We start from the raw sequence: 23030 nt of genomic DNA on the forward strand, positions 1-23030 counted from the left end.
CGGCCTCCGCCGGTTCACCTGCGTGGTGCACACTGTGCCCCATGCAGATCGTGACTTCGACGACACCCAGCGGAATTCTCACGCGCACTGCCAATGTCCCCGGGCGCACCTACGGGGCCGTGGTCTTCGGCGTCGGCACCCGTGACGAGCCCGTCGCCACGGCCGGGATGGCGCACCTCGCGCTCCACCTCATCGAGGCGGCGCTCGAGCCGCGGCTGATTCCGTCGCGCGCCCGTCTCGACGCGAACTCGATCACCTTCGAGGCCTCGGGCACGACGGCGCAGGTGGTCGCGCATTTTCGCGCGATCGCCGACGCCGTGCTGGCCCTCGGCAGCGTCACCGCGTACGAGCTGGGGCGGGCGAAGAGGCTGCTGGAGGTGGAGGAGCCGGGCGAGTACCGCCATCCCGGCGTCGACGTCTTCACCTTCCGCTACGGCCTCGGCGAGCTCGGTCGTACCGGCTTCGGCTTCCCCGGCATCGCCGCGACGAGCAAGAAGGACATCGCTCGTTGGGCCGCCTCACGCCTCGTCGCCGAGAACACGGCCGTCGTGCTGACGAAGCCGCTCACCGCCTCCTTCGACCTCGACCTCCCGACCGGGCCGGTGCCGACCCGGGGTGACGCCGTGCAGATCCTCGAGACGCCCACCCTGGTGGCCTCCGAGAACCTCGACGTCTGCGCCTCGCTCGTCGTTCCGGCCGCAGGAGCCGAGGCACTCGCCGACGCCATCAAGTTCGGCCTCCGCGAACGTCTGGTCGACCAGGCCGGGCTCGCGTACGACGTCAGCGTCGCCACGGCGCGCGTCGATGAGGCCACGGCCGCGCTGTCGTTCGACGTGTCGCCGCGCCGGGACGACCTGCCCGAGACCGTGCGGGCCCTGGTGCTCGGTCTCCAGGACATCGCCGACGACGGGGTGTCGCCCGCCGCGGTGACCCTCGCGGTGGAATTCGCCCGGCTGGAGCTGGCGAGCGACCCCGCGTCGGTGCGCGACTCGCTCGTCGGCGAGGCGACGCTCAGTCTGCGAGGGTTCTCGGCGGACTCCCGAGACGAGACCCTCGGACTCGCGCTCGCACTGACCCCCGAGACGGTCGCCGCGGCGGTCGCGGCGGCGATGCCTTCGCTGCTCGTCGCCTTCGACGACGACGCCGACGAGAAGACGATGGCCAAGGTCGCGAAGGGCCTCTCGCTGCCGATCGACCCCTTCCGGCTCCTCCAGCCCGTGTCCGAGAAGCTCTGGAAGAAGGCGGTGAAGGGTGACGCCGTCGTCTTCACCAAGAAGAAGATCAAGGGCCTGCCGGATGCCGAGGCGGTCATCACCGACTCGGCACTCCTGCACCGATACGAAGACGATAGCTACGCCGCCGTCGAGTTCGACGACCTGATCCTGGTCGGCGAGCGACCGAACGGCACTCTCGTTTTGGTGGACGGCGCGGGTCGATGGTTGCCCTTCACTGTGAAGCGCTGGAAGAACGGTCAGCGCTTCGTCAAAGCCCTGCGGAAGGCGGTGCCGGCCGAGCTGGTGCGGGAGTTCCCTGCGGTCTGAGCCCGCGGCTCCTGCGCCCGGAAGCGCCGGGGAGGCGCACTGGCGCGGCGACTACGCCCGATCGAGCAGCCCGCGCACGTACGAGGCCTGGCCGGCGTGCTGAAGACAGTCGTTGACGATCGAGACGAGGCGGGCGCCGCGGGTGACGGGTGGGTTCCAGGCCGTGTCGACGATGTCGTCGAGGTCGTCGGCCGAGACCACCGAGAGGTAGTCGAGCGTGCGCTGGGTCACCCCGGCGAGGTAGCCGTTGAGCAGAGACGCGGGAGCGACGACCTTCTCGACGTCGGCGGGGCTCATGCCGTAGCCCATCTCGTCCGGCCCGAACGGCAGGTCGAAGCGGCCGTGCCAGTCGTCGAGAGTCCAGGTCTGCTCGCGACCCTCGAGGGCGGCGATCTGGACGTCCTGCCCGCGAGCGGTGTGCCAGGCGAGCCAGGCGATCGTGTTCGCGCCCGGTGCCGGCGGGGTCGCCAGCGCCGTGGCGTCGAGGCCGTCGGTCGCGCGGTCGATGATCGCGGGGATGCGGCTGAACGAGTCGGTGAGCAGGTCGGTCGGCGTCATGGCCTCACGCTATGCCCTGCCTCCGACGGTCGTTCAGGCGGGGGCGCAGGATCGCCGAGACCCCGCTCGCCGACTCACTTCTCGGTCGAGAAGCAGCCCGACCCCTCGGTCAGCGCCAGCGCGATCGACCGGAACAGCGCGGCCATCTCGGTGTAGGCCGACTCGGGGATCGCGGTCGAGAGAGCACAGCGGTAGACGTCGGCCACGTGGCGCACTGCGTCCTGCCCGGCCTCGGTGACGTGCAGCACGACGCTGCGGCGGTCGGTCGGGTGGGCCTGGCGGACGAGGGTGCCGGCGTTGACCAGTCGGTCGACGAGGCTGGTGGTGGCGCCGGTCGAGAGCTCGAGGAACTCCGCGACCTGCTTCGGCGTCGCGCCGTCGGAGTTGCCCGACGCGATGAAGAACAGTGCGCGGATGTCGGTCGCGCCCATCGAGAGCGCTTCGCTCTCGTGCACGATGACGCGGCCGTGCTGCAGCTGCATCTGTCGGAAGGCCTGGAGCAGGTCGGTGAGTCCTGCGTCGGAGGCGAGGGGGGCCGCGGGGAGCGGTGCCGCGCTGGTGGTCATGGTGGGGGCTCCGGGTGGGTCGTGGTTCGGTCGGGACGTGGGGGCAGCTCCCGCCTGATCCGCGGGAGCTGTCGTCGTCGAGCCGGCCGCGAGTGAAGTCTGACCCGACACTCGTTGCATATCTCGACGATCGAGATATTCAACGATAAGCCATTACTTGACCGTCGAGACATCCCCCTTAGTGGGGAGACTTCATGCCTTGCGTGAATCTCGCACCCCAAGTAACTTGATTGCCGTACCAACCAGCGCTTCGAAGCGCCCGACCGAATCGGCCGCTTCGAACCCGTGAACGGCTTCCCCCGAATGTCTGTTCACCGGCGCGGATCGAGCTCACACCTTCCCTCTCCAGAGCCTCGGTCCGCGCCTCCTCTGCTTAAGGCGGACTACGGTCGCTCCCGGTCGGGGCGACGTCTCGCCGCCACCGGGCCCAGCGGTCCGCGCCGGTGCCAGGATGGCTCCATGAAGCTCGCCGAAGCGCTCATCAACCGGGCCGACCTGCAGCGCCGCGTCGAGCAGCTCCGCGCCCGGATCACTGCGAACGCCCGGTACCAGGAGGGCGAGGAGCCCGCCGAGGCCGCCTCCGAGCTCCTCGTCGAGGTCACGCGGATCCTCGACGGTCTCGAGCAGCTCATCGTGGCGATCAACCTCACGAACGCGCAGACTCGGCTCGACGACGGCCGCACGATGACCGAGGCGCTCGCCCAGCGCGACCTCCTGCGCACCCGTCACTCGATCCTCGTCGCCGCGGCGGACGCCTCGGCGGGAGTCGGCGACTTTGGCGGCTACCGCCAGCTGCGGAGCGAGCTCCGTCAGGTCAGCGCTCTGCCCACGGCCCGGATCCGCGCCGAGGCCGACGACGTGGCGCGACGCCTCCGCGAGCTCGACGTGCTGGTCCAGCGGGCGAACTGGGAGGCCGATCTGGCGGACTGACGAGAGCATCCACGCGCGAGGACGAGTCGGTAGGCGCGGCCGGAGCGAGCACGGAGCCGACGGGGCGGCGGTCGATCCGCCCTACTCATGTCCGCGAGGGGCAGCGGTTCGCATCTGCGAGCACACCTCAGCCCAGCACCGTTCACCGGTGATCGCGTACGAGTCACATCTCACCACCGCGTGCTGGCCGACCGTCGTCGAGGGAGGGTTCGGGGCCTCATCCTCGCGCTGGCGCCGCCACCGCAGCGCTGTCCCGTGGGCCTGACGCTAGGCGACCGCGTCGAGGGCCTTCCGCGCAGCCATCACGATCGAGTCGTCGGTGATGAAGTAGCTGTCGCCCGCGGCCTCGGTCGCCTGGGAACCCAGCGAGACCCAGGATCCCCCCGCCCGCTCGGCGGTCCGCTTCGCCGACAGGTGAACTGCGTCGACCCCCAGCCCGCGGAGCGCCGGGACGTCCGAGACGTCGACGCCGCCCCCGGCCATCACCTCGACGGGCCCGGCGACCTCCACGATGCGGGCGAGGGTGGCGAGACCGTCTCCGGCGCGCGACGCTCCGCCGGACGTGAGGACGCGGGTGATGCCCAGGCCGTGCAGCTGTGAGGCGGCGACGATCGGATCCTGCGCCTGGTCGATGGCGCGGTGCAGGGTCACGTCGCGACCGCCTGCTGCCTCGACCAGCCTTTCGAGGGCGATCGGATCGAGGGTGCCGTCGGGGCGGAGGGCGCCGACGACCACGCCGGCGGCACCCGAGGCGACGGCCGCACGGACCTCGCGCTCCATGACGTCGACCTCGCTCGGCGAGAACACGAAGTCGCCGGGCCGCGGCCGGATCAGCGCGTGCACCGGCAGCCCGATCTCGACGGTGGCCTCGAGCAGGCCCTGCGACGGCGTGAGCCCGCCGAGCTCGAGCCCGACGCAGAGCTCGACGCGGTCGGCGCCGCCCTCGAGGGCGGTGAGAGCGCCCGCCGGCGAGCCGACGGCGATCTCGAGCGCGAGACCGGGAGCGTCTCGCGGGGCCTGCGACGGTGCGGGGCGGAGCGACGGAGCCATGCCGCGATCGTACGCGGGGTGGCCCGCAGGGGTGTCGGGGGGTGTGTGCGCCGGCCCGAGGACTCGGGGTCGAGGCCGGACGTCGGCGTCGGTGGCGACCGCTACGTTGGGGGCGAACCCCGAGACGGAAGGCGGCCGCGTGCGGATCCTGCACACCAGCGACTGGCACCTCGGTCGCACCCTGCACGGGGTCGACCTGCTCGAGCATCAGCGGGCGTTCGTCGACTTCCTGGTGGAGCTGGTGCGCTCGCGGGCGGTCGACGTGGTCGTCCTCGCCGGCGACGTCTACGACCGCGCGGTGCCGCCGGTCGCCTGCGTCTCCCTGCTCTCCGACGCCCTCACCCGGCTCAGCGAGCTTGCGACCGTGATCGTCACGCCGGGCAACCACGACTCGGCGACGAGGCTCGGGTTCGCCGCGCCGCTGATGCGCGAGGGCGTGCACATCCTTCCCTCGGTCGACCGACTCCACGAGCCCGTGGTGGTGGCCGACCCCGACGGGCCCGTGGCGTTCTACGGCCTGCCGTACCTCGACCCCGATCTCGTGCGAGGGGCGCTGGGCGGCGAGGCCGTCGCCGATCCTGCGGTCGATGCGGCGCAGGAGCCCGCGCCTCGCCTGGCCCGCTCGCACGAGGCCGTCGTCGGCGCCGCGCTCGACCGCATTCGTGCCGACCTCGCGTCGAGGCCCGGGGCGAGGTCCGTCGTCTCGGCGCACGCCTTCGTGGTCGGCGCCGCACGCAGCGAGAGCGAGCGCGACATCCGGGTCGGCGGCGTCGACTCGGTGCCGTCCGAGGTCTTCGAGGGCATCGACTACGTGGCGCTCGGGCACCTCCACGGCGCGCAGCGCGTGGGCTCGTCAGGCCGGATCCGCTACTCGGGCTCGCCGCTCGCCTTCTCGTTCGGCGAGAAGGATCACACGAAGTCCGTCGCCGTCGTCGACCTCGACGCTGACGGGCAGGCGTCGGTCAAGCTCGTACCCGCGCCCGTCCCGCGCCGGCTGGCGGAGCTCACGGGCACGCTCGACGAGCTCGTCGGCGGAGACCACGACGCGCACGTCGACGACTGGGTGCGGGTCTTCGTGACCGACACCGTGCATCCTGCCGACCTCCACGCCCGGGTTCGCGCGAGGTTCCCGCACGCGCTCTCGATCCAGCACGTGCCCGAGGGCGGCGGGCCGGCCTCGACGCGGCGCGTGGTGGCGGTCGACAGCGACCCGGTCGAGGTCGCGACCGACTTCGTCGAGTTCGCCACTCGCGGTGCGGCGACCGACGAGGAGGTCGCGGTGCTCCGGTCGGCGTACGAGCGGGCCCGCGCCGAGGCGGGGAGCGCCTGATGCAGCTGCACCGTCTCACCCTCTGCGCGATCGGGCCCTACGCCGGCGAGCACACCATCGAGTTCGCCGAGCTCGGGGCGTCGGGAGTCTTCCTCCTCGACGGGCCGACCGGCTCCGGCAAGTCGACGATCATCGACGCCATCGTGTTCGGCCTCTACGGGCAGCTGGCCGGCTCGACCTCGGCCACCAGCAAGGACCGCCTGCACAGCCACCACGCCTCGGCGGCGACCGAGCCGTTCGTCGAGATCGTCTTCTCGACGGGCTCCGGCATCTACCGCGTGAGACGCGCGCCGGCCTGGCAGCGGCCGAAGGCGCGCGGAGTCGGCACGACACTGCAGAACGAGAAGGTCGTGCTCGAGCGACTCACCTCGCCCGACGCGGTGACCGGCGAACCGGTGTCGTCGTCGACGCAGGAGGTCGGGCACGAGATGCCGGGCATCGTCGGGCTGACGCGCGAGCAGTTCACGCAGACGGTCGTGCTGCCGCAGGGCGAGTTCGCCCAGTTCCTCGGTGCGAGCGGCGAGAACCGCAAGGCGGTGCTGCAGTCGCTCTTCGGCACGCGCATCTACGACGACACCACGGCCGTGCTCGTCGAGCTGCGCCGTGCCGCGCACAACGAGATCGGCGCAGCGCAGAAAGCCGTCGACGAGGCGCTCGCCGGCCTCCGGACCGCTGCCGACGACGACGAGCTCGCGGCGGACGGGGCGGAAGACGTCGTCGCCACGTTCACGGCGGAATCGACCGCGGCCGCCGCCCGACGCGACGCCGCGCGAAAGACCCGCGAGGCGGCGGAGACGCGGGCCGCCGCCGAGCGAGCGCTGGCGGCGGCGATCGCGCGACGCACCTCGCTGCTGTCGCGGCGGGCGGAGCTCGAGGCCGCGGGGCAGGAGGTCGAGGGCGTGCGGCTCCGGGTCGAGGAGGCGGGGCGGGCCGCGACGGTTCGTCCGACGCGTGTCGCCCTGGACTCGGCCGAGCGGGCTCTCGCCGTGGCGGAGGGGGCGGTCGCCGAGGGGGAGGGCGCGGCTCCTGCGCTCGCCGCGCTCGAGCCCGCGGCGCTGGAGGCGCGGCGCGACGACCTGCTGCGCGAGATCGGGTCGCTCGCCGGTGTGATCGAGGTGGAGGCGGGGCTCGAGGCGCGGTCTTCGGGGCTCGAGACTGCGACGGCGCGACTGGCCGAGGCACGAGCGGAGGCCGACGCCGACAGCGAGGCGCTCGGGCGACGCGGTGAGGAGCACGAGGCGCTCGCGGCACGCCTGGCATCGGCCGCGGCGCTTGCGGCGGGCGGGGCGCTCGCGGAACAGCGGGTCGTCGACGCCGCAGCGGCGCGCGACGCGGCCGTCGAGCTGGTGAACCTCGATGAATCGCTGCGTCAGACGACGGACGAGGTCACGGGTGCCGCCCGCCTCGCAGCCTCGGCCGTCGAGGCCGAGACAGGGCTGCGACAGCGCAGGATCCTCGGCATGGCCGGCGAGATCGCGACGACGCTGGTCGACGGCGAAGCGTGTGCCGTGTGCGGCTCGACAGAGCATCCGTCTCCGGCCGTGCTCACCGCCGACCACCCGACCGACGACGACATCGCCGAGGCGGAGTCGGCGCGGCAGGAGGCCGAGGCTGTGCTCGCGTCGAAGCGAGACAAACTCACCACGCTGACGGCCCACCGCGACGGCCTGGCGGCGCGGGTCGGCCCGCTGACGCCCGAGGCGGCTCAGGGGGCCCTCGACGCGGCGGTCGTGACCGCGAGGAGCTCCCGCGAGGCCGATGCCGAAGCCGAGTCGTTGCGCGAGCTGGTGGACTCGTTCGATGCGACCACCCGCCAACTTCAGGAGGCCCTGCAGGCCCTGCGGGTTCGCCTCGCCGCCGACGGCGAACGTCTCGACGCCGACGAGCGCGCCCTGCACGCCGATCGGGCGCGCGTCGCGACCGCCCTCGACGGCCGCGCCGAGTCGTGCGGGGCGCTCGCGGCGACACTCGGGGCGGACGAGGGGGCGGTGTCCCGGTTGATCGTCGCTCGACAGCGGCGCGATGCGGCAGCCGACGACGTCGCGTCGCGCCGGGCCGAGTTCGACGAGGCACTCCGGGCCGCAGGATTCGAGACCGCTGAGGCCCTCGACGCCGCCGCCCTGCCTGCCGACGAACTCGAGGCGCTTCGGAGCCGCGTCCAGGACCACGACCGAGAGACGGACCTCGTAGCGTCGCAGCTCGCCGCCGACGACATCGCGGCGCTCACCGGCGACGAGACGGCCGATGTGCCGGCGGCCGAACTCGCGCTGGCCGACGCTCGGGAGGAGTTCGACGCCCTCGCGGGGGAGGCGTCGGTCGCCGCCGACCGTGCGAGTCGGGCCGGGCGGGCTCTCGCGATCCTGCGCTCTGCTCTGGCTGCCGCCGCGGAGGCGTCGTCGCGGGCGCGCGCGGTCGTGCGGATGGCGGACGTCGCGTCGGCGTCGGGGCCGGAGAACGTCACGGGCGTGACCCTCGGGACGTACGTGCTGCTCCGGCGGTTCGAGGAGGTCCTGGCCGCGGCGAACGTGCGGCTCGGGGTCATGTCGAGCGGGCGGTACCGGCTCGAGTCGTCGGACGTGCGTGAGAAGGGGTCGGGGTCCCGCCGCACCGGGTTGGCGTTGACGATTCGCGACAATGCCACCGACACGACGCGCGATCCGAAGAGCTTCTCGGGCGGCGAGACCTTCTACGCGTCGCTGAGCCTCGCGCTCGGCCTCGCCGACGTCGTGCAGGCGGAGGCCGGCGGCATCGACCTCGGCACGCTCTTCGTCGACGAGGGATTCGGCACGCTCGACCCCGAGACTCTCGACGCCGTGATGAGCGAGCTCGGGCGGCTGTCGGCCGGCGGGCGAACCGTCGGCATCGTCAGCCATGTCGACGAGCTGAAGCAGCGCATCGCCGACCGCATCGAGGTGCGGCGGCTGCCCGACGGCTCGTCGACGCTGCGCACGACCGTCGGGTGAGGTTGGCCGGAACGCGGCCGCTGGGGTCACGGCAGGATGGAGCGATGCTCATCCGGCCCTTCCAGCACACCGACGACGAGACCGAGCAGGTCGTGGCCCTGTGGGAGGCGTGCGGCCTCACCCGCCCGTGGAACGACCCCCGCAAGGACATCGCGCGGAAGATGACCGTGCAGCCGGAGCTGTTCCTGGTCGGCGAGCAGGACTCTCGCGTCGTGGCCACCGCCATGGCCGGTTACGACGGTCACCGCGGCTGGGTCTACTACGTCGCCGTCGATCCGCGCCTGCAGGGAGGCGGCCACGGAGCCCGGCTCATGGCCGAGGTCGAGCGGCTGCTCGTCGAGCTCGGCTGCCCGAAGATGATCGTGCAGGTTCGGCCGACGAACGAGCGCGCCGTCGGCTTCTACGAGCGCATCGGCTTCGAGCCCAACGAGGCGCTCGAGTTCGCGAAGCGCTTGATCCCCGACGACTGAAGCGCGGCGCGGCGCGACGGCGGGCGGAGCGGCGGGCGGCGGGCCGCACAGCGGCGGCGGGTACCCTCACGGGGTGACGATCGAGTATCACCGGCTCCTGCGCGCCCTGCCCCGCTACCGCTGGTGGAAGCCGATTCTCGCGGTGCTGATCGGGTACTCGATGTACTTCGCCGCATCGCTCGTGTGGCAGGAGGGCGTGCTCACGGTCGTGCAGGCAGTCGGTGGCGCCTCGGCACGCGCCCAGCTGGTCAAGGCCGTGACGCAGGATCAGCAGAACGCCTCTCAGCCCCTCGTGCTGCTGTTCACCCTCGGCTCCCTCGCCACCATGCTGCCGTCGGTCATCCTGGCGGTGCGTCTGGTCGGCCTGGGGACGGCCGGGCAGCTCACGAGCGTCGTCGGGCGACTGCGCTGGCGCTGGATGGCGTCGTGCGTCGTGCCCGCCCTCGTCTACATGGGCCTCACGCTGGGGCTCGGCTACGTCGTCCCGGTCTCGTGGCAGGGAGGGGCTTCGGCGAACGGAGCCCTCGTGCCCGTGTCGAGCGTGGTCGTCTCGCTCGTGATCATCGTCCTGCTCGTGCCGCTGCAGGCGGCCGGCGAGGAGTTCGCGTTTCGCGGTCTCGGGCTGCAGGCCTTCGGATCCTGGTTCCGCTGGCCGGTCGTGGGCATCGTCGTGCCGACCGTCGGGTTCGCGTTCGCTCACTCCTACAACATCTGGGGCAGGATCGACGTCGCCGCTCTCGGAGTCTCGTTCGCCTACCTCACGTGGCGCACCGGAGGCCTCGAAGCCGGCATCGTCGCGCACGTCGTCAACAACGTGGTGGTGTTCGGTCTCGCGGCGCCGTTCGCCACGTCGCAGCAGTCCGACGGGAGTGTCGGCGGCGCCCTCATCTCGATCGTCGCGTCGGCGGCGTACGTGGGGATGATCGAGTTCCAGCTGCGGCGTCGTCACCCCGCGCGCACGGCCCCTGGGTTGTCCACAGGCACGGCCTCCGCGCCTCCGGTCGTCGGTGGCGCCTCGTAGGATCGTCGCGTGACCACCGCTCTCGACCTCGACCAGCGCCCTCCGGGCCGCGCGCCGCTCGACGTGCTCCACGACGTCTTCGGCTACGAGTCGTTCCGCGGCAGCCAGGCGGCGATCATCGACCAGCTCGTCTCGGGCGGCGACGCCCTCGTCCTCATGCCCACCGGCGGCGGCAAGTCGCTCTGCTACCAGGTGCCCGCGCTCGTCCGCGACGGCGTCGGCATCGTCGTCTCGCCGCTCATCGCCCTCATGCAAGACCAGGTCGACGCGCTCGAGGCCGTCGGCGTGCGCGCGGCCTTCCTCAACTCGACCCAAGACGCGATGGCGCGGCGCGAGGTCGAGCAGGCCTTCCGCGAGGGCGACATCGACCTGCTCTACCTCGCGCCCGAGCGGCTCCGGCTCGAGTCGACCAAGCAGCTGCTCGACTCCGGGCGCATCGCCCTCTTCGCGATCGACGAGGCGCACTGCGTCGCCCAGTGGGGCCACGACTTCCGGCCCGACTACCTCGAGCTCTCGGTGCTGCACGAGCGCTGGCCACAGGTGCCGCGCATCGCGCTCACGGCGACCGCGACCGAGGCGACGCACCGCGAGATCTCGGCGCGCCTCGGCCTCGACGACGCCGCGCACTTCGTCGCCGACTTCGACCGGCCCAACATCCAGTACCGCATCGAGGCGAAAGACTCGCCGCTGCAGCAGCTCCTGCGGCTGATCCAGACCGAGCACCCGGGCGACGCCGGCATCGTCTACTGCCTGTCGCGCAACTCGGTCGAGAAGACCGCGCAGTCGCTGGTCGATCGCGGCATCGACGCCCTGCCCTACCACGCGGGTCTCGACGCGGCGACGCGACAGCGCAACCAGTCGAGGTTCCTCCGCGAAGACGGCATCGTCATGGTCGCGACGGTCGCGTTCGGCATGGGCATCGACAAGCCCGACGTGCGCTTCGTCGCCCACCTCGACCTGCCGAAGTCGGTCGAGGGCTACTACCAAGAGACGGGTCGAGCCGGCCGCGACGGCCTCCCGTCGACCGCCTGGCTCGCCTACGGCCTGCAAGACGTCATGCAGCAGCGGCGGATGATCGACCAGTCCGAGGGCGACGCCCAGCACCGCCGCGCTCTCTCCGCCCACCTCGACGCGATGCTCGCCCTCTGCGAGACCGTCGAGTGCCGCCGGGTGCAGCTGCTCGCGTACTTCGGTCAGCAGTCGACCGCCTGCGGCAACTGCGACACCTGCCTGAACCCGCCATCGTCGATCGACGGCACCATCCCCGCACAGAAGCTCCTGTCGACCATCGTGCGGCTGAAGCGCGAGCGCAATCAGCAGTTCGGCGCCGGCCACCTCATCGACATCCTGCTCGGCAAGCGCACCGACCGCGTCGCGTCGAACGGCCACGACGCCCTGACCACGTTCGGCATCGGCGGCGACCTCAGCGACGTCGAGTGGCGCGGCGTCGTGCGGCAGCTGCTCGCGCAGGGCCTCCTCGCCGTGTCGCCCGACGGCTTCGGCACGCTCCTGCTCACCGAGGCCTCGAGCGAGGTGCTCTCGGGTGCTCGCCCTGTGCGGCTCCGCAAAGAGCCCGAGCGCGTGCGGGCTTCCCGATCGGGGCGGTCCGGTCGCGGTTCCGGGCGGGCCCAGGCCGCAGGAGCAGCGGCAGCCGCCGCCGACCTCCCCACCGACGCGCAGCCGCTGTTCGAGGCGCTCCGCTCCTGGCGCGCTGCCACGGCGAGGGCGGCCGGAGTACCGGCCTACGTCGTCTTCGGCGACGTCACCCTCAAGGGCATCGCCGCCACACGCCCGTCGACCCTCATGCAGCTCTCGGCGATCTCCGGCGTCGGGCAGAAGAAGCTCGACACGTACGGCGCCGAGGTGCTCGAGGTCGTTGCCCGCGAGGGCGGCGGTACCGATGGCTCGACCCGCGCCGCCGCCGAAGGGCCAGTCGCCACCGGCGGCCCCGTCACCTCGTTCGACGAGCCTCCCCGAGACATGGCGCCGCTCGACACTGTGCCGTTCGATGACGGGGGCCCGTTCGACGAGCCTCCGTACGACCCGTACGACGAGTCCGTGCCGCCGGAGGAGTGGCGGTGAGCGTCTCGCGGGCCGAGGAGGCTTTCAGCGCCGAGGGGGCATCGGCCACGGGCGGGTCTGCGGCTGCTCCTGCGCCCGAATCGGTCTGGACGACGGCCGACAGCCCCCTCGCACGGCCCCTGATCGACGACCTCGCCCGCGACTACGACGCCCGGTACGAGCCGAACGACGGCATCCCCTCGTCGGCCGAGCTCTCGCGCTACCCCGCGGAGCTGTTCGACGAGGCGCACGGCGGGGCGTTCCTGATTCTCCGGCAGGGCGGGGAGGCCGTCGCCGGCGGCGCGTTCATGCGCGAGTCGCCCGACGACGGCGAGATCGCCGAGATGAAGCGCGTGTGGACCCACCCCGACCACCGTCGGCGCGGACTGGCGCGAAGGGTCATGGCCGAGATCGAAGACGAGGCGCGGCGCCGCGGGTACACCACGGCGCACCTCACCACGGGCGCCCGGCAGCCCGAGGCCCTCGGGCTCTACCTCGCGCTCGGGTACGAGCCGCTTTTCGACGTCGACGGCGACCTCGAGGCGATCAGCTACCTCCGCTTCACGAAGCCGCTGTAGGCGGTCGGCCCGCCAACCGCGAAACCCCACGACTTTCGAATCGCATGCGACACGAGAACCCAGAAGGAGACGACAGATGAAGGTGGCAGTCCTCGGACTCGGGATCATGGGCAACGGCGTGGCCCGCACGCTGCTCCGCGACGGCTTCGACGTCGCGGTCTGGAACCGCACGGCCGAGAAGGCCGCTCCGCTCGCCGACGCGGGCGCAACGGTCGCGGCGACGGCGGCCGACGCCGTCGAGGGCGCCGACGTGATCCTGTCGATCGTGTTCGACGCCGACTCCGTGCTTGCCGTCCTCGACGAGGCTGGGCCGACCGTGCCCGCGAACGCCGTCTGGGCGCAGTGCTCCACCATCGGCCTCGACGGCACGAAGGCGGTCGACGCGAAGGCGCAGGAACTGGGTGTCACCCTCGTTGAGGCCATGATGCTGGGCACGAAGACCCCGGCCGAGACCGGGAAGCTCGTCATGCTCGCCGCCGGCGACGCGAAGGCGATCGAGATCGTGCAGCCCGTGCTCGACTCGATGGGCCAGAAGACCGTCGTCGCGGGCCCCTCGATCGGCGACGCCTCGGCGCTCAAGCTCGCCGCCAATGCGTGGATCGCCACGATCACCGCCGGCACCGCGCAGTCACTCGCGCTCGCCGGCGCGCTCGGGCTCGACGCGAACCTCTTCCTCGACGCGATCTCGGGCGGCGCGTCCGACAGCCCGTACGCCCACGTGAAGGGCGCGTCGATGCTCTCCGGCGACTGGCCCGCCTCGTTCGCGCTGGACGGGCTGCGGAAGGACATCGGGCTCGCGGGCGACGCGGCTCGAGGCTCCGGAGTCGACACGACGTTCCTCGACGCCATCGACGCGGTCTACGCGCGGGCGTCGGCCAAGGGCCACGGCGGCGACGACATCGCGAGCGTCTACGCGGGGTTCCGCGACTAGAGACCCGACCGCCGGCGAGCCGCCCGCGCCGCCGCTTGCCGCCCACACACGCGCCGCCCGCGCGAAGCCCGCGCATTTGTTGTTAATCACAACAATTGGTCTTCCGCAGGGGCCGGGCGTCATGGCAGAGTGCTCCCATGACGTTCACCGCCGAACACGAGTTGAACTGGGCCGGTACCTACGCGTACGGCGCGACTCGCATCCTGAACCCGACCAGCATCCCCGAGCTTCAAGATCTGGTGGCCCACCAGCCCAAGATTCGCTCGCTCGGCACCCGCCACTCGTTCAACCCCGTGGCCGACGGGCCCGGAGTGCTCGTCACCACGCTCGGCCTGCCCGGCGAGGTCGTCATCGCCGACGACCGCCGCTCCGCCGTCGTGTCGTCGGGCCTCCGCTACGCCGACGTGGCGACGGAGCTCGAGGCGGCCGGCCTGGCCCTCCACAATATGGGGTCGCTGCCGCATATCTCGGTCGGCGGTGCCACCGCCACGGGGACGCACGGATCCGGCGTCGGCAACGGCTCGCTCAGCACCGCCGTGCGGGGGATCGAGTTCGTGGGCGCCGACGGGGAGCTCCGGTGGGTGCGGCGTGGGGATCCTGAGTTCGACGGAAGCGTGATCCACCTCGGCGTTCTCGGGCCGGCGACGCGCCTCGAGCTCGACGTGCAGCCCAGCTACCGCGTGCGACAGGACGTCTACCTCGGCGTGCCGTGGGAAGCCGTCGACGGCCCGAAGCTGCGCGAGGTCATGGGGCTCGGCTACAGCGTCAGCCTCTTCATGAACTGGGGCGACGACATCACGCAGATGTGGGTGAAGTCGCGGATCCCCGACAACGAGGCCGACATCGAGGTGCCCGACGAGTACTTCGGCGCGCCGCACCACTCCGAGCGCGCGTCGTTCATCGGCAAGGAGGACAACACCACGCCCATGGATGGCTCCGTCGGCCCGTGGTCGACGCGCCTGCCGCACTTCAAGATCGAGTCGACGCCCTCGAACGGCGACGAGATCCAGGCCGAGTTCTTCGTGCCGCTCGACCGCGGGTCGGAGGCGCTCGCCGCCGTGCGCACGCTGTCCGCCCGGATCCGGCCGCTGCTGCTCGTGACCGAGCTGCGGGCGATCGCCGCCGACGACTACTGGCTGAGCGAGACGCAGGGTCAGGACTCCCTCGCGATCCACTTCACCTTCGGCAAGCACCCCGACGAGGTCGAGGCGCTTCTGCCGCAGATCGAGGGCGTGCTCGAGCCCTTCACGTCGCGCCCGCACTGGGGCAAGGTGTCGTCGCTCACCCCCGAGCAGTACCGCGCGCGCTACTCGCGGATGCCCGAGTTCCGCGCGCTGGCCGAGAAGCACGACCCGGCCGCGAAGTTCGGCGGCGGCTTCGTCGACGCGATCCTCGAGCGCTAGCCCCGCTGCTCGCCCCTCCTCATCCCAAAAACGACTCTCCCGGCCATATTTCCGGTCGGGAGAGTCGTTTTTGGGAGGGGTAGAAGCACAACCAGGGCGCAGGATCAGGCGGGCTGCTCCTCGAGCATCGCGTCCGCGCGCTCCGGCGAGCCCTCGGCGAGGCCGGCCGCGATCGACCGACGCGACGCCGCCCACATCACGATCCCGGCGACGAGGACGAGCCCCTCGCTGACAGTCAGCGCCCAGATGATGCCGTCGAGGCCGAACCAGAGGTTCGCGAGGATGACGATCGGGATGAACAGCACGCCCTGCGTGATCGACATGATGGTCGCCGGCAGCGCCCGCCCGGTGGCCTGGAACATCGAGGTGATGAGCCCGGTGAAGCCGTTGAAGACCATCGAGACGAGCTGCGCCGTGAGGATCGTGGCGCCGACGGCCAGGTAGGCGGGGTTCGACACGAAGGCGGTGAAGACCTGGTCGCGGAAGACGAAGACCACGACCGCGAACAGCAGGGTGATGGCTCCTACGGCCACGCCCGCCCCGCGCATCGACGACCGCAGCCGCGCGGCGTCGCCCTTGCCGAACGAGTAGGCGAGCAGCGGCAGCACGCCGATGGTGATGCCCATGACGAGGAACTCCGGGACCTGGGCGATCCGCACGGCGACGCCCATCGCGGCGAGCGGTCCGTCGCCGTAGTGCACGGCGAGGTTGTTGAGCACGAGCGAGGTGACGATGAGGAACGCCGACTGCAGCAGCTCGCCGATGCCCACCCCGAAGACCGGCTTCATCACGGCGGGAGACAGGGTGAACCACCGCGGAGCGAGGCTCACGTGCTCGCTGTGCCTGGTGAGCCAGAAGGCGAAGTAGGCGACGGTGATGAGGTTCGAGAGGCCGATCGAGAGCGCGGCTCCTGCGACCCCCCAGTGCAGCACCAGGATGAACAGCACGTCGAAGACGAGGTTGCCCACGGTCGACGCGATCAGGCCGATCATCACCTGGCGGCTGGCGCCCTCGGCGCGCACGAGCTGCTCGAGGCAGAAGGCGGCGGCGAGCACGGGCACGAAAGCCAGCTCGACGCCGACGAAGGCGCTGGTCGCGGGCACCGCGGCGGCGTTCGCGCCGAGCACGGCGACCAGGGGGTGCAGGAGCAGCAGCCCCACCACCGCGATGACGGCCCCGACGATCACGGCGCCCCAGAGCGAGAACGACGAGACGTGCTTGATCTTGTCGGCCTCGCGCGGGTCGTTCTCGCTGGCTCCGAGGAGGCGGGAGATGAGCGACGATCCGCCGGCTCCGAAGACGCCGCCGACGGCCATGATCAGGCCGAGGATCGGGGCGCCGAAGGTGACCGCGGCGAGGAGGGTGGCGTCGTGCAGCGAGCCGATGAAGCCGGCGTTGACGACGTTGTAGACGGCGCCGACGATCATCGCGGCGGCCATCGGCACGCAGAGGTGCACGAGGGCGCGGACGATGGGGGCGGAGGAGAGGTACCAGCGGTCGCTGCGGACCGTGTCGGAAGACGTGGTGCTCATGGTGGTGCTCCTTTCGGGCATGCCCGTCTCCGGGCAGCGCTGTGCTGCCCGGTCTGTCGGGCGGAAGATGTGGGTGTCTGGAGGGGCCGGGCGCTAGCGCGTGGGGCGCGGAAGCCGGGCCGTGATCTTCGTGAGCAGGCCGATCAGGGTCTGCCGTTCGTCGTCGTCGAGGGGGCTCAGGATCTGATCCTCGAGCTGCTGGACGAACTCGTCGAAGCCGTCGATCATCGCCGCACCCTCGGCGGTCGCGTAGACGCGCTTGCTGCGTTCGTTCCCGTCTTCGGTGCGTCGTTCGATCAGCCCGCGGGCCTCGAGCCCCGAGAGGAGGCTCGAGACGCTCGCCGGCGTCGTGCGGGTGATGGTGGCGATGTCCTTCTGGATCGAGCCGGGGTTCTGCACCAGGTAGCCGAGCGCGAAGCTCTGCTGCTGGGTGAGGTCGCGCTCCTGCGTCCAGTCGCTGCCGGCCTTCATCTGCGCCCAGCCGATCCAGCGGAGCAGGCCGAGAGCGCTGGTGAGTTCGATCTCCGGTTCGTCGTTCATGATGAGAACTCTAACTGTTAGACATCAAACTGTCAAACCTCGAACTGAATTCTTCTCCGGTGGACGAGACGGGAAAGAATGTGCCCGCGGCCAGCGTTGTGTCGGGGGCTGGGGGTACTGTTCCCCCGGATTCCCCGCATTTCCTGGGGTACACGGAGGGGTACAGACGCTCATGGCAACCGACTTCGACCGGCCGCGACTCGAGGCGGCGGTCCTCGAGATCCTGAAGGCCATCGGCGACGACCCCTCGCGTGCCGGGCTGGCGGACACTCCTCGCCGCGTCGCCGACGCCTACGAGGAGTTCTTCGCCGGGCTCCGGGTCGACGTCCCCGCCCTCCTCGGCGGCAGCGTCGTGGCGGCCTCAGAGGGCGAGCTCGGCGAGCTGGTCATCGTGCGCGACATCGAGTTCCGGTCGGTCTGCGAGCACCACCTCCTGCCCTTCCTCGGCGTCGCGCACGTCGCCTACGTGCCCGGCACGCAGATCGTCGGCCTCGGCAAGATCCCGGGGCTCGTCGACGCCCTCGCTTCCCGTCCTCAGCTGCAGGAGCGCCTCGGCGAGGAGATCGCCGACGCCCTCTCGTCCGGCGTGGGCGCGGCCGGCGTGCTCGTGGTGCTCGACGCGGTGCACGGCTGCGTCACCTCGCGGGGTGCGCGCCAGACGCACAGCTCGACGGTCACCATCGCCAGCCGGGGCGTCCTCGCCGACGCGGCGGGGCGGGCTGAGGCCATCGCGCTGATCGGTTCGGGGCAGACGCCTTCGACCTACGCCTCGGCCGTCGCGACGGCCGACGTCGCCGGTGCCGTCGCGGGCGCGGGCCGCTCGTGACCGACGAGCTGCTCGAGCCGCCGGCCACGGCGCCGCCGGGCCCGCTGCTGCCGTCCCTCCGCAGCCCGATCCGCACGATCGGCCGCCGCACCTTCGACTTCGACCGTCAGATCGCCGTCATGGCGATCGTCAACCGCACACCCGACTCGTTCTTCGACCAGGGCGCCACCTTCGCCCTCGACCGCGCCGTCGAGGCTGCAGTCAGAGCTGCCGACGCAGGAGCCGACTGGGTCGACATCGGCGGCGTCAAGTTCGCGCCCGGGCCGGAGGTCCCCTCGCACGAAGAGGCCGAGCGCGTGGTGCCCGTGGTCTCCGCGCTGGCCGCACGCAGCGACGTCGTCATCTCGGTCGACACCTTCCGCGCCGACGTCGCCGAGGCGGCCATCGCCGCCGGTGCGAGCGTCGTCAACGACACGACGGGCCTCTCCGACCCGCGTCTCGCGCCGGTCGTCGCCGACAGTGAGGCGACGCTCGTCATCACGCACTCGCTCGCCGCGCCCCGGCAGCCTCTGCCCCATCCGCACTACGACGACATCGGGCGTCAGGTCCGCGAGTTCCTGGAAGAGCGCGTGGATCGCGCCCTCGCCGCCGGCATCCCCGAGTCGCGAATCGTCGTCGACCCGGGTCATGACCTGAACAAGAGCACCGTGCAGACCCTCGAGATCACGCGCCGCCTGGGCGAGATCGTCTCCCTCGGCTTCCCCGTGCTGGCCGCGGTGTCGAACAAGGACTTCGTCGGCGAGGCCCTCGAGCGCGAGAAGCCCGAGCGACTGGCGGGCTCGCTCGCCGCGGCGACCGCCTGCGTCCTGCTCGGAGCCCGGATCGTCCGGATGCACGCCGTGCCCGAGTCGGTCGACGCGATGCGCATGGTCGAGGCAATCCTGGGGTGGCGGGCGCCGGTCAACCCCGTGCACAACGTATGAGCGAGGGCGGGTCGGTGATCCTGCGCCTCGATGGCGACGGGGGATCGCGGCGTGAGCTGACCGACGACGATCTGCGCGAGCTGTACGCCCCGGCATCGCGCGAGGTGCCCCGGCTGCGGGCGAACTTCGTGGCGAGCGTCGACGGCTCGGCGACGGCTTCGGGTCTGAGCGGTGCGCTCGGCGGGCCCGCCGATCATCGCGTGTTCGCGGTCCTGCGCGAGCTGTGCGACGTGATCGTCGTGGCCAGCGGCACCGTTCGGGCCGAGGGGTACGCGGGGCCGCTCGTCGAGGGCGATGCGGCCGGGCGGAGGGTCGCGCAGGGTCTGCCCGCGCATCCTGCGATCGCTGTCGTCAGCGGCACGCTGTCGATGGACCCGGGGTCGGAGTTCTTCGCGACCGCTCCCGTCCGCCCGCTCGTGCTCACCTGCGACGCGGCGCCCTTCGATCGCCGCGAGGCGCTCGCCGAGGTCGCCGACGTCGTCTCGTGCGGCACCGACACCGTCGAGCCTCGCCGTCTCGTCTCCGAGCTGCTGGCCCGGGGCCTGGCGCAGATGCACTGCGAGGGCGGCCCGTCGCTGCTCGGGTCGCTGATCGAGGCCGACGTGCTCGACGCCCTGGCGCTCACCGTCAGCCCCTCGCTCGAAGGCGGGCTGGGCGGCAGGATCACGCGACGCGACGGCTCGCCGATCGACCTGCGGGCCCTCGAACTCGACCACGTGCTCGCCTCGGGGTCGATGCTGCTCACGCACTGGACACGTCGTCGCTGAGAGCGCCTGGCCCCTGACTCCTGAGAGCGCCCGGTCGTCTGCCTCTCCGAGCGCCTGGTCGTCCGTTCCTGGGAAACAGGGAAGAATGGTCCGGTGAGCATCCTCGACTGGCTGAACGACGAGCACGCCGTGCTGCCCGTCGCCGCGGCCATCATGGTCGCCGCCGTCGCCGCCCTGCTCGAGTCGGCCGTCGGCCTCATCGTGTGGGTGCCCGCCGCACCCGTCGTGATCGTTGCGGCCGCGGGGCTCGCGAGCGTTCCCCGCATCCTACTGCTGATCGTCGTGGTGGCGATCGGCAGGCTCGCCGGCGACAGCATCGCGTTCGGCTATGGCCGGCGGCAGGGTGCCCAGCTCGCTTCGTCGCCGATCGCCCGCCGCATCGGCCCCGAGCGCTGGCAGACCGCGACCCGGGTGCTCGACCGCCGCGGGCCGATGGCCGCGCTCCTCGTGCGCCTCGTGCCCGTGCCGCGCACCCTCACCCCCGCGATCGCCGGGGCAGGCGGCATGCCCGCCGGTCGTTTCGTCCCTGCGAGTGCCGTCGCGTCGCTGTGCTGGGCCGCCCTCTGGGTCGTCGTCGGAGTGCTCGCACGGGCGTCGTTCCACGTGACGGAGCCGTACCTCGGGGTCGGCGGCTGGCTCGTGGTCGCCGTGCTGGCCGTGATCGGCGCCGTCTACCTCGCCGTCCGCGCGCTCGTGCTGCGCCTGCCCGACGGCGACCCCCGGCGCGTCCTCGGCGACTCGTCGGTCGCGGGCATGGCGCCGCACCCCTCCGGCGACGACACCGGGCTGCGGGTGCGACTCTTCCACGAGGACGAGTGGCGGACGCTGCCGAACGTCATCTCGGCCATCCGGATCCTCCTGCTGCCGGTCTTCGGTGTGCTGCTCGTCGTGCACCACTTCTGGAGCGCCATCGTCGTGCTCCTGCTCGTCTTCGTGAGCGACTTCGTCGACGGGTTCATCGCGCGCCGCTTCCATCAGACGTCGAACCTCGGAGCCTGGCTCGACCCGGTCGCCGATCGGCTCACCGTCGTGTTCGTGGTCGCGGCGTTCGCGGCCTCGGGCATCGTGCCGTGGCAGCTGGTGCTGATCCTGCTGATCCCCGACATCCTCTCCGGGCTCTGGGCCGTGTTCTCGTTCAACGGCGCCCCCGACGTGAAGGTGTCGAAGGTCGGTAAGGTCCGCACGGCACTGCTGTTCGTCGGGCTGTTCATGATGCTCTTCGGCGAGGCCGTGCCGATGTTCGAGCGCGGGCTCGTCGGTGTCGGCTTCGCGTTCTTCGTGCTCGGCGTGGTCGGCCACTACATGGCGATGGCGCGCAACGCCCGCGGGCTGATCACGCTCTGGCAGCGCCAGGCGCTCGGTGTGCCGCTGTCGGCTCCCGCGGCGCCCGTGGCTCCGGCTCCGCGCGACTCTTAGGCGCTTCAGGGGGGCCGCCGACGCCGGCCACAGCGTGTCGGGTGAGGGTGGATGCCTCACCGACCCGGAGGAGCCCTCATGAACATCCGTGAACGCGGCCGCCGCAGCGCGCGTGCGGCCACAGCGGCCGTCGGCGTGCTCGGCGTCGGCATCGCGTCGTCGACCGGACTGCTCGTCTGGCACGAGTCGACGGCGGCGTCGGGCTCCACCTCTACGTCATCCGACTCGTCGACCACGAAGTCGTCGTCTTCGGGCGCAGGATCGTCGACGGACTCCTCGAGCACCGGCTCCTCGACCGGCTCGAGCTCGTCCTCCTCCACGTCCTCCGGCGGCTCGTCGAGCGACTCGAGCTCGTCGAGCGGCTCGTCTTCGGGCAGCAGCTCGTCGACCACCACGCCCGTCACGGGCTCGTCCGGCTCGTCGTCGCAGGCGACCACGACCGGCTCCTGACCCCGCCCCCCGCGCGACAAAACGCGACACCTGCGACGTGGCGATGCGTCGCAGGTGTCGCGTTTTGTCGCGGGGCGAGGGCAGGAACGGGCACCCAGCGAGCGTACGGAGACCTCATAGGGAAGCCACTGCGAGGCCAGGGCCACCCGCAAGCCGGCCCCGTCACAGTGGTCTTCCGATCGAGAGAAGGGACGGACCGGATGAACACCACCGCCATGACCCGCGAGGCCGTCGTCGACTGGCCGCTCTGGAGCACGACCGCCCGGATCGTGGTCACCGACGCGATGGCCCTGCCGAGAGCGAGGCAGATCGCCGACCGGATCCTGCTGGACGTCGAGATGGCCTGCAGCCGGTTCCGCCCGGACTCCGAGGTGTCGAGGATCGCTGGCCGTGCGGCCGACGGCGTCGAGGTGAGCGACATGCTCGCGGCCCTCGTCGAGCGCGCCCTCCTCGCGGCCCGCGACACGCAGGGCGACGTCGACCCGACGCTCGGCGGCGTGCTCGACGCGCTCGGCTACGACCGCGAGGTGCGCCTGCTGCCGCATCCGCAGCACGGCGACGAGGCGTCCTACTCGGTCAGCGTGGCGATGCCCCGCGACCCGGGCTGGAAGCGCGTGAGCCTCGTCGGGCGGACGCTCTTCGTGCCCGACGACCTCCGCCTCGACCTCGGCGCGACGGCGAAGGCCATCGCCGCCGACCTCTGCGCCCGAGCGATCAGCGACGAGCTCCACGTCGGCGCGCTCGTGGCCCTGGGCGGCGACATCTCGACGGCGGGGCCGTCGCGCGATGCGCGGGGCTGGACGATCACCGTGCAGGACCTCCCCGGCGATCCTGCGACCACCATCACCCTCGCCGACGGGTTCGCGGTCGCGACCTCGAGCACGCAGAAGCGCCGGTGGGTGCACGACGGCCGTCAGCTGCAGCACATCCTCGACCCGCGCCTCGGGTTCCCGTCGCCGCCGGTCTGGCGCAGCGTGACCGTCGCGGCGCACAACTGCTACCGGGCGAACGTGCTCACGACGTCGGCGATCGTCCGCGGTCGGAGGGCCCTCGAGTGGCTCGCCCGCGGCGACGAGCCGGCGCGCCTCGTCGACACCCACGGCAACGTCGTCCACCTCAACGGCTGGCCCGAAGAGCCCGCCCCCGAGATCGAGTGGCGGCACGCAGGATGAGC

Annotated in this window: 20 protein-coding genes and 1 pseudogene; 15 read left to right on the top strand and 6 right to left on the bottom strand. The window is 71.8% G+C overall.

What is annotated here, in order from left to right:
* Window positions 1-41 precede the first annotated feature (41 nt).
* Window positions 42-1541: a peptidase M16 family protein gene (locus tag C8E83_RS16645; RefSeq protein WP_121371217.1), complete on the top strand. Its 1500-nt coding sequence runs from the start codon at window positions 42-44 to the stop codon at window positions 1539-1541.
* A gap of 51 nt (window positions 1542-1592) precedes the next feature.
* Here C8E83_RS16645 and C8E83_RS16650 read toward each other — a convergent pair whose 3' ends face one another.
* The gene (locus C8E83_RS16650) at window positions 1593-2099 is read right to left on the bottom strand and encodes a mycothiol transferase (RefSeq protein ID WP_121371218.1); all 507 of its coding nucleotides are present in this window, start codon (window positions 2097-2099) and stop codon (window positions 1593-1595) included.
* A 74-nt stretch (window positions 2100-2173) separates the two neighbouring features.
* Window positions 2174-2665, bottom strand: a complete 492-nt coding sequence (locus tag C8E83_RS16655; RefSeq protein ID WP_170159978.1) for a MarR family winged helix-turn-helix transcriptional regulator — start codon at window positions 2663-2665, stop codon at window positions 2174-2176.
* A 459-nt stretch (window positions 2666-3124) separates the two neighbouring features.
* Between C8E83_RS16655 and C8E83_RS16660 the strand changes: the two genes are divergently transcribed.
* The gene (locus C8E83_RS16660) at window positions 3125-3595 is read left to right on the top strand and encodes a DIP1984 family protein (protein WP_121371220.1); all 471 of its coding nucleotides are present in this window, start codon (window positions 3125-3127) and stop codon (window positions 3593-3595) included.
* A gap of 267 nt (window positions 3596-3862) precedes the next feature.
* Here C8E83_RS16660 and C8E83_RS16665 read toward each other — a convergent pair whose 3' ends face one another.
* Entirely contained in the window at window positions 3863-4645 is a 783-nt protein-coding gene (locus C8E83_RS16665) for a copper homeostasis protein CutC (RefSeq protein WP_121371221.1), read from the bottom strand.
* Between the two features lie 139 nt (window positions 4646-4784).
* Between C8E83_RS16665 and C8E83_RS16670 the strand changes: the two genes are divergently transcribed.
* The 8 genes and pseudogenes from C8E83_RS16670 to C8E83_RS16705 all read left to right on the top strand — a co-directional run bounded on the left by C8E83_RS16670 (window position 4785) and on the right by C8E83_RS16705 (window position 15402).
* Window positions 4785-5975, top strand: a complete 1191-nt coding sequence (locus C8E83_RS16670) for an exonuclease SbcCD subunit D (protein ID WP_121371222.1) — start codon at window positions 4785-4787, stop codon at window positions 5973-5975.
* Complete coding sequence (locus C8E83_RS16675) at window positions 5975-8938, top strand: AAA family ATPase (RefSeq protein WP_121371223.1); 2964 nt, start codon at window positions 5975-5977, stop codon at window positions 8936-8938. The genes C8E83_RS16670 and C8E83_RS16675 overlap by 1 nt, the downstream gene beginning before the upstream one ends.
* 44 nt (window positions 8939-8982) lie before the next feature.
* On the top strand, window positions 8983-9408 hold the full coding sequence (locus C8E83_RS16680) for a GNAT family acetyltransferase (protein WP_121371224.1): 426 nt from the start codon (window positions 8983-8985) through the stop codon (window positions 9406-9408).
* A gap of 73 nt (window positions 9409-9481) precedes the next feature.
* Window positions 9482-10429: a CPBP family intramembrane glutamic endopeptidase gene (locus tag C8E83_RS16685; protein ID WP_121371225.1), complete on the top strand. Its 948-nt coding sequence runs from the start codon at window positions 9482-9484 to the stop codon at window positions 10427-10429.
* 9 nt (window positions 10430-10438) lie between these two features.
* Entirely contained in the window at window positions 10439-12511 is a 2073-nt protein-coding gene (gene recQ / locus C8E83_RS16690) for a DNA helicase RecQ (protein WP_121371226.1), read from the top strand.
* Window positions 12508-13068, top strand: coding sequence for a GNAT family N-acetyltransferase (locus tag C8E83_RS16695; RefSeq protein WP_121371970.1), 561 nt, complete (start codon window positions 12508-12510; stop codon window positions 13066-13068). The genes recQ and C8E83_RS16695 overlap by 4 nt, the downstream gene beginning before the upstream one ends.
* 43 nt (window positions 13069-13111) lie before the next feature.
* Window positions 13112-13999, top strand: a pseudogene (locus tag C8E83_RS16700) (NAD(P)-dependent oxidoreductase); the annotation flags it as partial.
* A 137-nt stretch (window positions 14000-14136) separates the two neighbouring features.
* Window positions 14137-15402 carry an FAD-binding protein gene (locus C8E83_RS16705; RefSeq protein ID WP_121371228.1) on the top strand — a complete coding sequence of 422 codons (1266 nt, stop codon included), beginning with the start codon at window positions 14137-14139 and terminating at the stop codon, window positions 15400-15402.
* 104 nt (window positions 15403-15506) lie between these two features.
* Here the strand turns inward: C8E83_RS16705 and C8E83_RS16710 are convergent, their stop codons facing one another.
* On the bottom strand, window positions 15507-16934 hold the full coding sequence (locus C8E83_RS16710) for an MATE family efflux transporter (protein WP_245981768.1): 1428 nt from the start codon (window positions 16932-16934) through the stop codon (window positions 15507-15509).
* Window positions 16935-17027: 93 nt separating this feature from the next.
* On the bottom strand, window positions 17028-17474 hold the full coding sequence (locus C8E83_RS16715; RefSeq protein ID WP_121371230.1) for a MarR family winged helix-turn-helix transcriptional regulator: 447 nt from the start codon (window positions 17472-17474) through the stop codon (window positions 17028-17030).
* A gap of 172 nt (window positions 17475-17646) precedes the next feature.
* Between C8E83_RS16715 and folE the strand changes: the two genes are divergently transcribed.
* The 4 genes from folE to C8E83_RS16735 all read left to right on the top strand — a co-directional run bounded on the left by folE (window position 17647) and on the right by C8E83_RS16735 (window position 21406).
* Window positions 17647-18300 carry a GTP cyclohydrolase I gene (gene folE / locus C8E83_RS16720; RefSeq protein WP_121371231.1) on the top strand — a complete coding sequence of 218 codons (654 nt, stop codon included), beginning with the start codon at window positions 17647-17649 and terminating at the stop codon, window positions 18298-18300.
* A complete protein-coding gene (gene folP, locus C8E83_RS16725) occupies window positions 18297-19223 on the top strand; it encodes a dihydropteroate synthase (RefSeq protein WP_245981770.1) in 927 nt (308 codons plus the stop codon). The genes folE and folP overlap by 4 nt, the downstream gene beginning before the upstream one ends.
* Window positions 19220-19990, top strand: a complete 771-nt coding sequence (locus C8E83_RS16730; RefSeq protein ID WP_121371232.1) for a pyrimidine reductase family protein — start codon at window positions 19220-19222, stop codon at window positions 19988-19990. Before folP ends, C8E83_RS16730 begins: the two co-directional genes overlap by 4 nt.
* A gap of 93 nt (window positions 19991-20083) precedes the next feature.
* Window positions 20084-21406 (top strand): CDP-alcohol phosphatidyltransferase family protein, encoded by a 1323-nt coding sequence (locus C8E83_RS16735; protein ID WP_121371233.1) that lies wholly within the window; start codon window positions 20084-20086, stop codon window positions 21404-21406.
* Between the two features lie 56 nt (window positions 21407-21462).
* Here C8E83_RS16735 and C8E83_RS16740 read toward each other — a convergent pair whose 3' ends face one another.
* On the bottom strand, window positions 21463-21843 hold the full coding sequence (locus C8E83_RS16740; RefSeq protein ID WP_121371234.1) for a hypothetical protein: 381 nt from the start codon (window positions 21841-21843) through the stop codon (window positions 21463-21465).
* A gap of 213 nt (window positions 21844-22056) precedes the next feature.
* Between C8E83_RS16740 and C8E83_RS16745 the strand changes: the two genes are divergently transcribed.
* On the top strand, window positions 22057-23028 hold the full coding sequence (locus C8E83_RS16745) for an FAD:protein FMN transferase (protein ID WP_211331717.1): 972 nt from the start codon (window positions 22057-22059) through the stop codon (window positions 23026-23028).
* The last annotated feature ends 2 nt before the right edge of the window (window positions 23029-23030 follow it).

Source organism: Frondihabitans australicus (assembly GCF_003634555.1).
Taxonomy (GTDB): domain Bacteria; phylum Actinomycetota; class Actinomycetes; order Actinomycetales; family Microbacteriaceae; genus Frondihabitans; species Frondihabitans australicus.

Excerpts from the sequence above, each read along its gene's own strand:
- C8E83_RS16645 (WP_121371217.1), top strand. The coding sequence starts at position 42 with ATGCAGATCGTGACTTCGACGACACCCAGCGGAATTCTCACGCGCACT.
- C8E83_RS16650 (WP_121371218.1), bottom strand. The coding sequence starts at position 2,099 with ATGACGCCGACCGACCTGCTCACCGACTCGTTCAGCCGCATCCCCGCG.
- C8E83_RS16655 (WP_170159978.1), bottom strand. The coding sequence starts at position 2,665 with ATGACCACCAGCGCGGCACCGCTCCCCGCGGCCCCCCTCGCCTCCGAC.
- C8E83_RS16660 (WP_121371220.1), top strand. The coding sequence starts at position 3,125 with ATGAAGCTCGCCGAAGCGCTCATCAACCGGGCCGACCTGCAGCGCCGC.
- C8E83_RS16665 (WP_121371221.1), bottom strand. The coding sequence starts at position 4,645 with ATGGCTCCGTCGCTCCGCCCCGCACCGTCGCAGGCCCCGCGAGACGCT.
- C8E83_RS16675 (WP_121371223.1), top strand. The coding sequence starts at position 5,975 with ATGCAGCTGCACCGTCTCACCCTCTGCGCGATCGGGCCCTACGCCGGC.
- C8E83_RS16680 (WP_121371224.1), top strand. The coding sequence starts at position 8,983 with ATGCTCATCCGGCCCTTCCAGCACACCGACGACGAGACCGAGCAGGTC.
- C8E83_RS16705 (WP_121371228.1), top strand. The coding sequence starts at position 14,137 with ATGACGTTCACCGCCGAACACGAGTTGAACTGGGCCGGTACCTACGCG.
- C8E83_RS16710 (WP_245981768.1), bottom strand. The coding sequence starts at position 16,934 with ATGAGCACCACGTCTTCCGACACGGTCCGCAGCGACCGCTGGTACCTC.
- C8E83_RS16715 (WP_121371230.1), bottom strand. The coding sequence starts at position 17,474 with ATGAACGACGAACCGGAGATCGAACTCACCAGCGCTCTCGGCCTGCTC.
- folE (WP_121371231.1), top strand. The coding sequence starts at position 17,647 with ATGGCAACCGACTTCGACCGGCCGCGACTCGAGGCGGCGGTCCTCGAG.
- C8E83_RS16730 (WP_121371232.1), top strand. The coding sequence starts at position 19,220 with ATGAGCGAGGGCGGGTCGGTGATCCTGCGCCTCGATGGCGACGGGGGA.
- C8E83_RS16745 (WP_211331717.1), top strand. The coding sequence starts at position 22,057 with ATGAACACCACCGCCATGACCCGCGAGGCCGTCGTCGACTGGCCGCTC.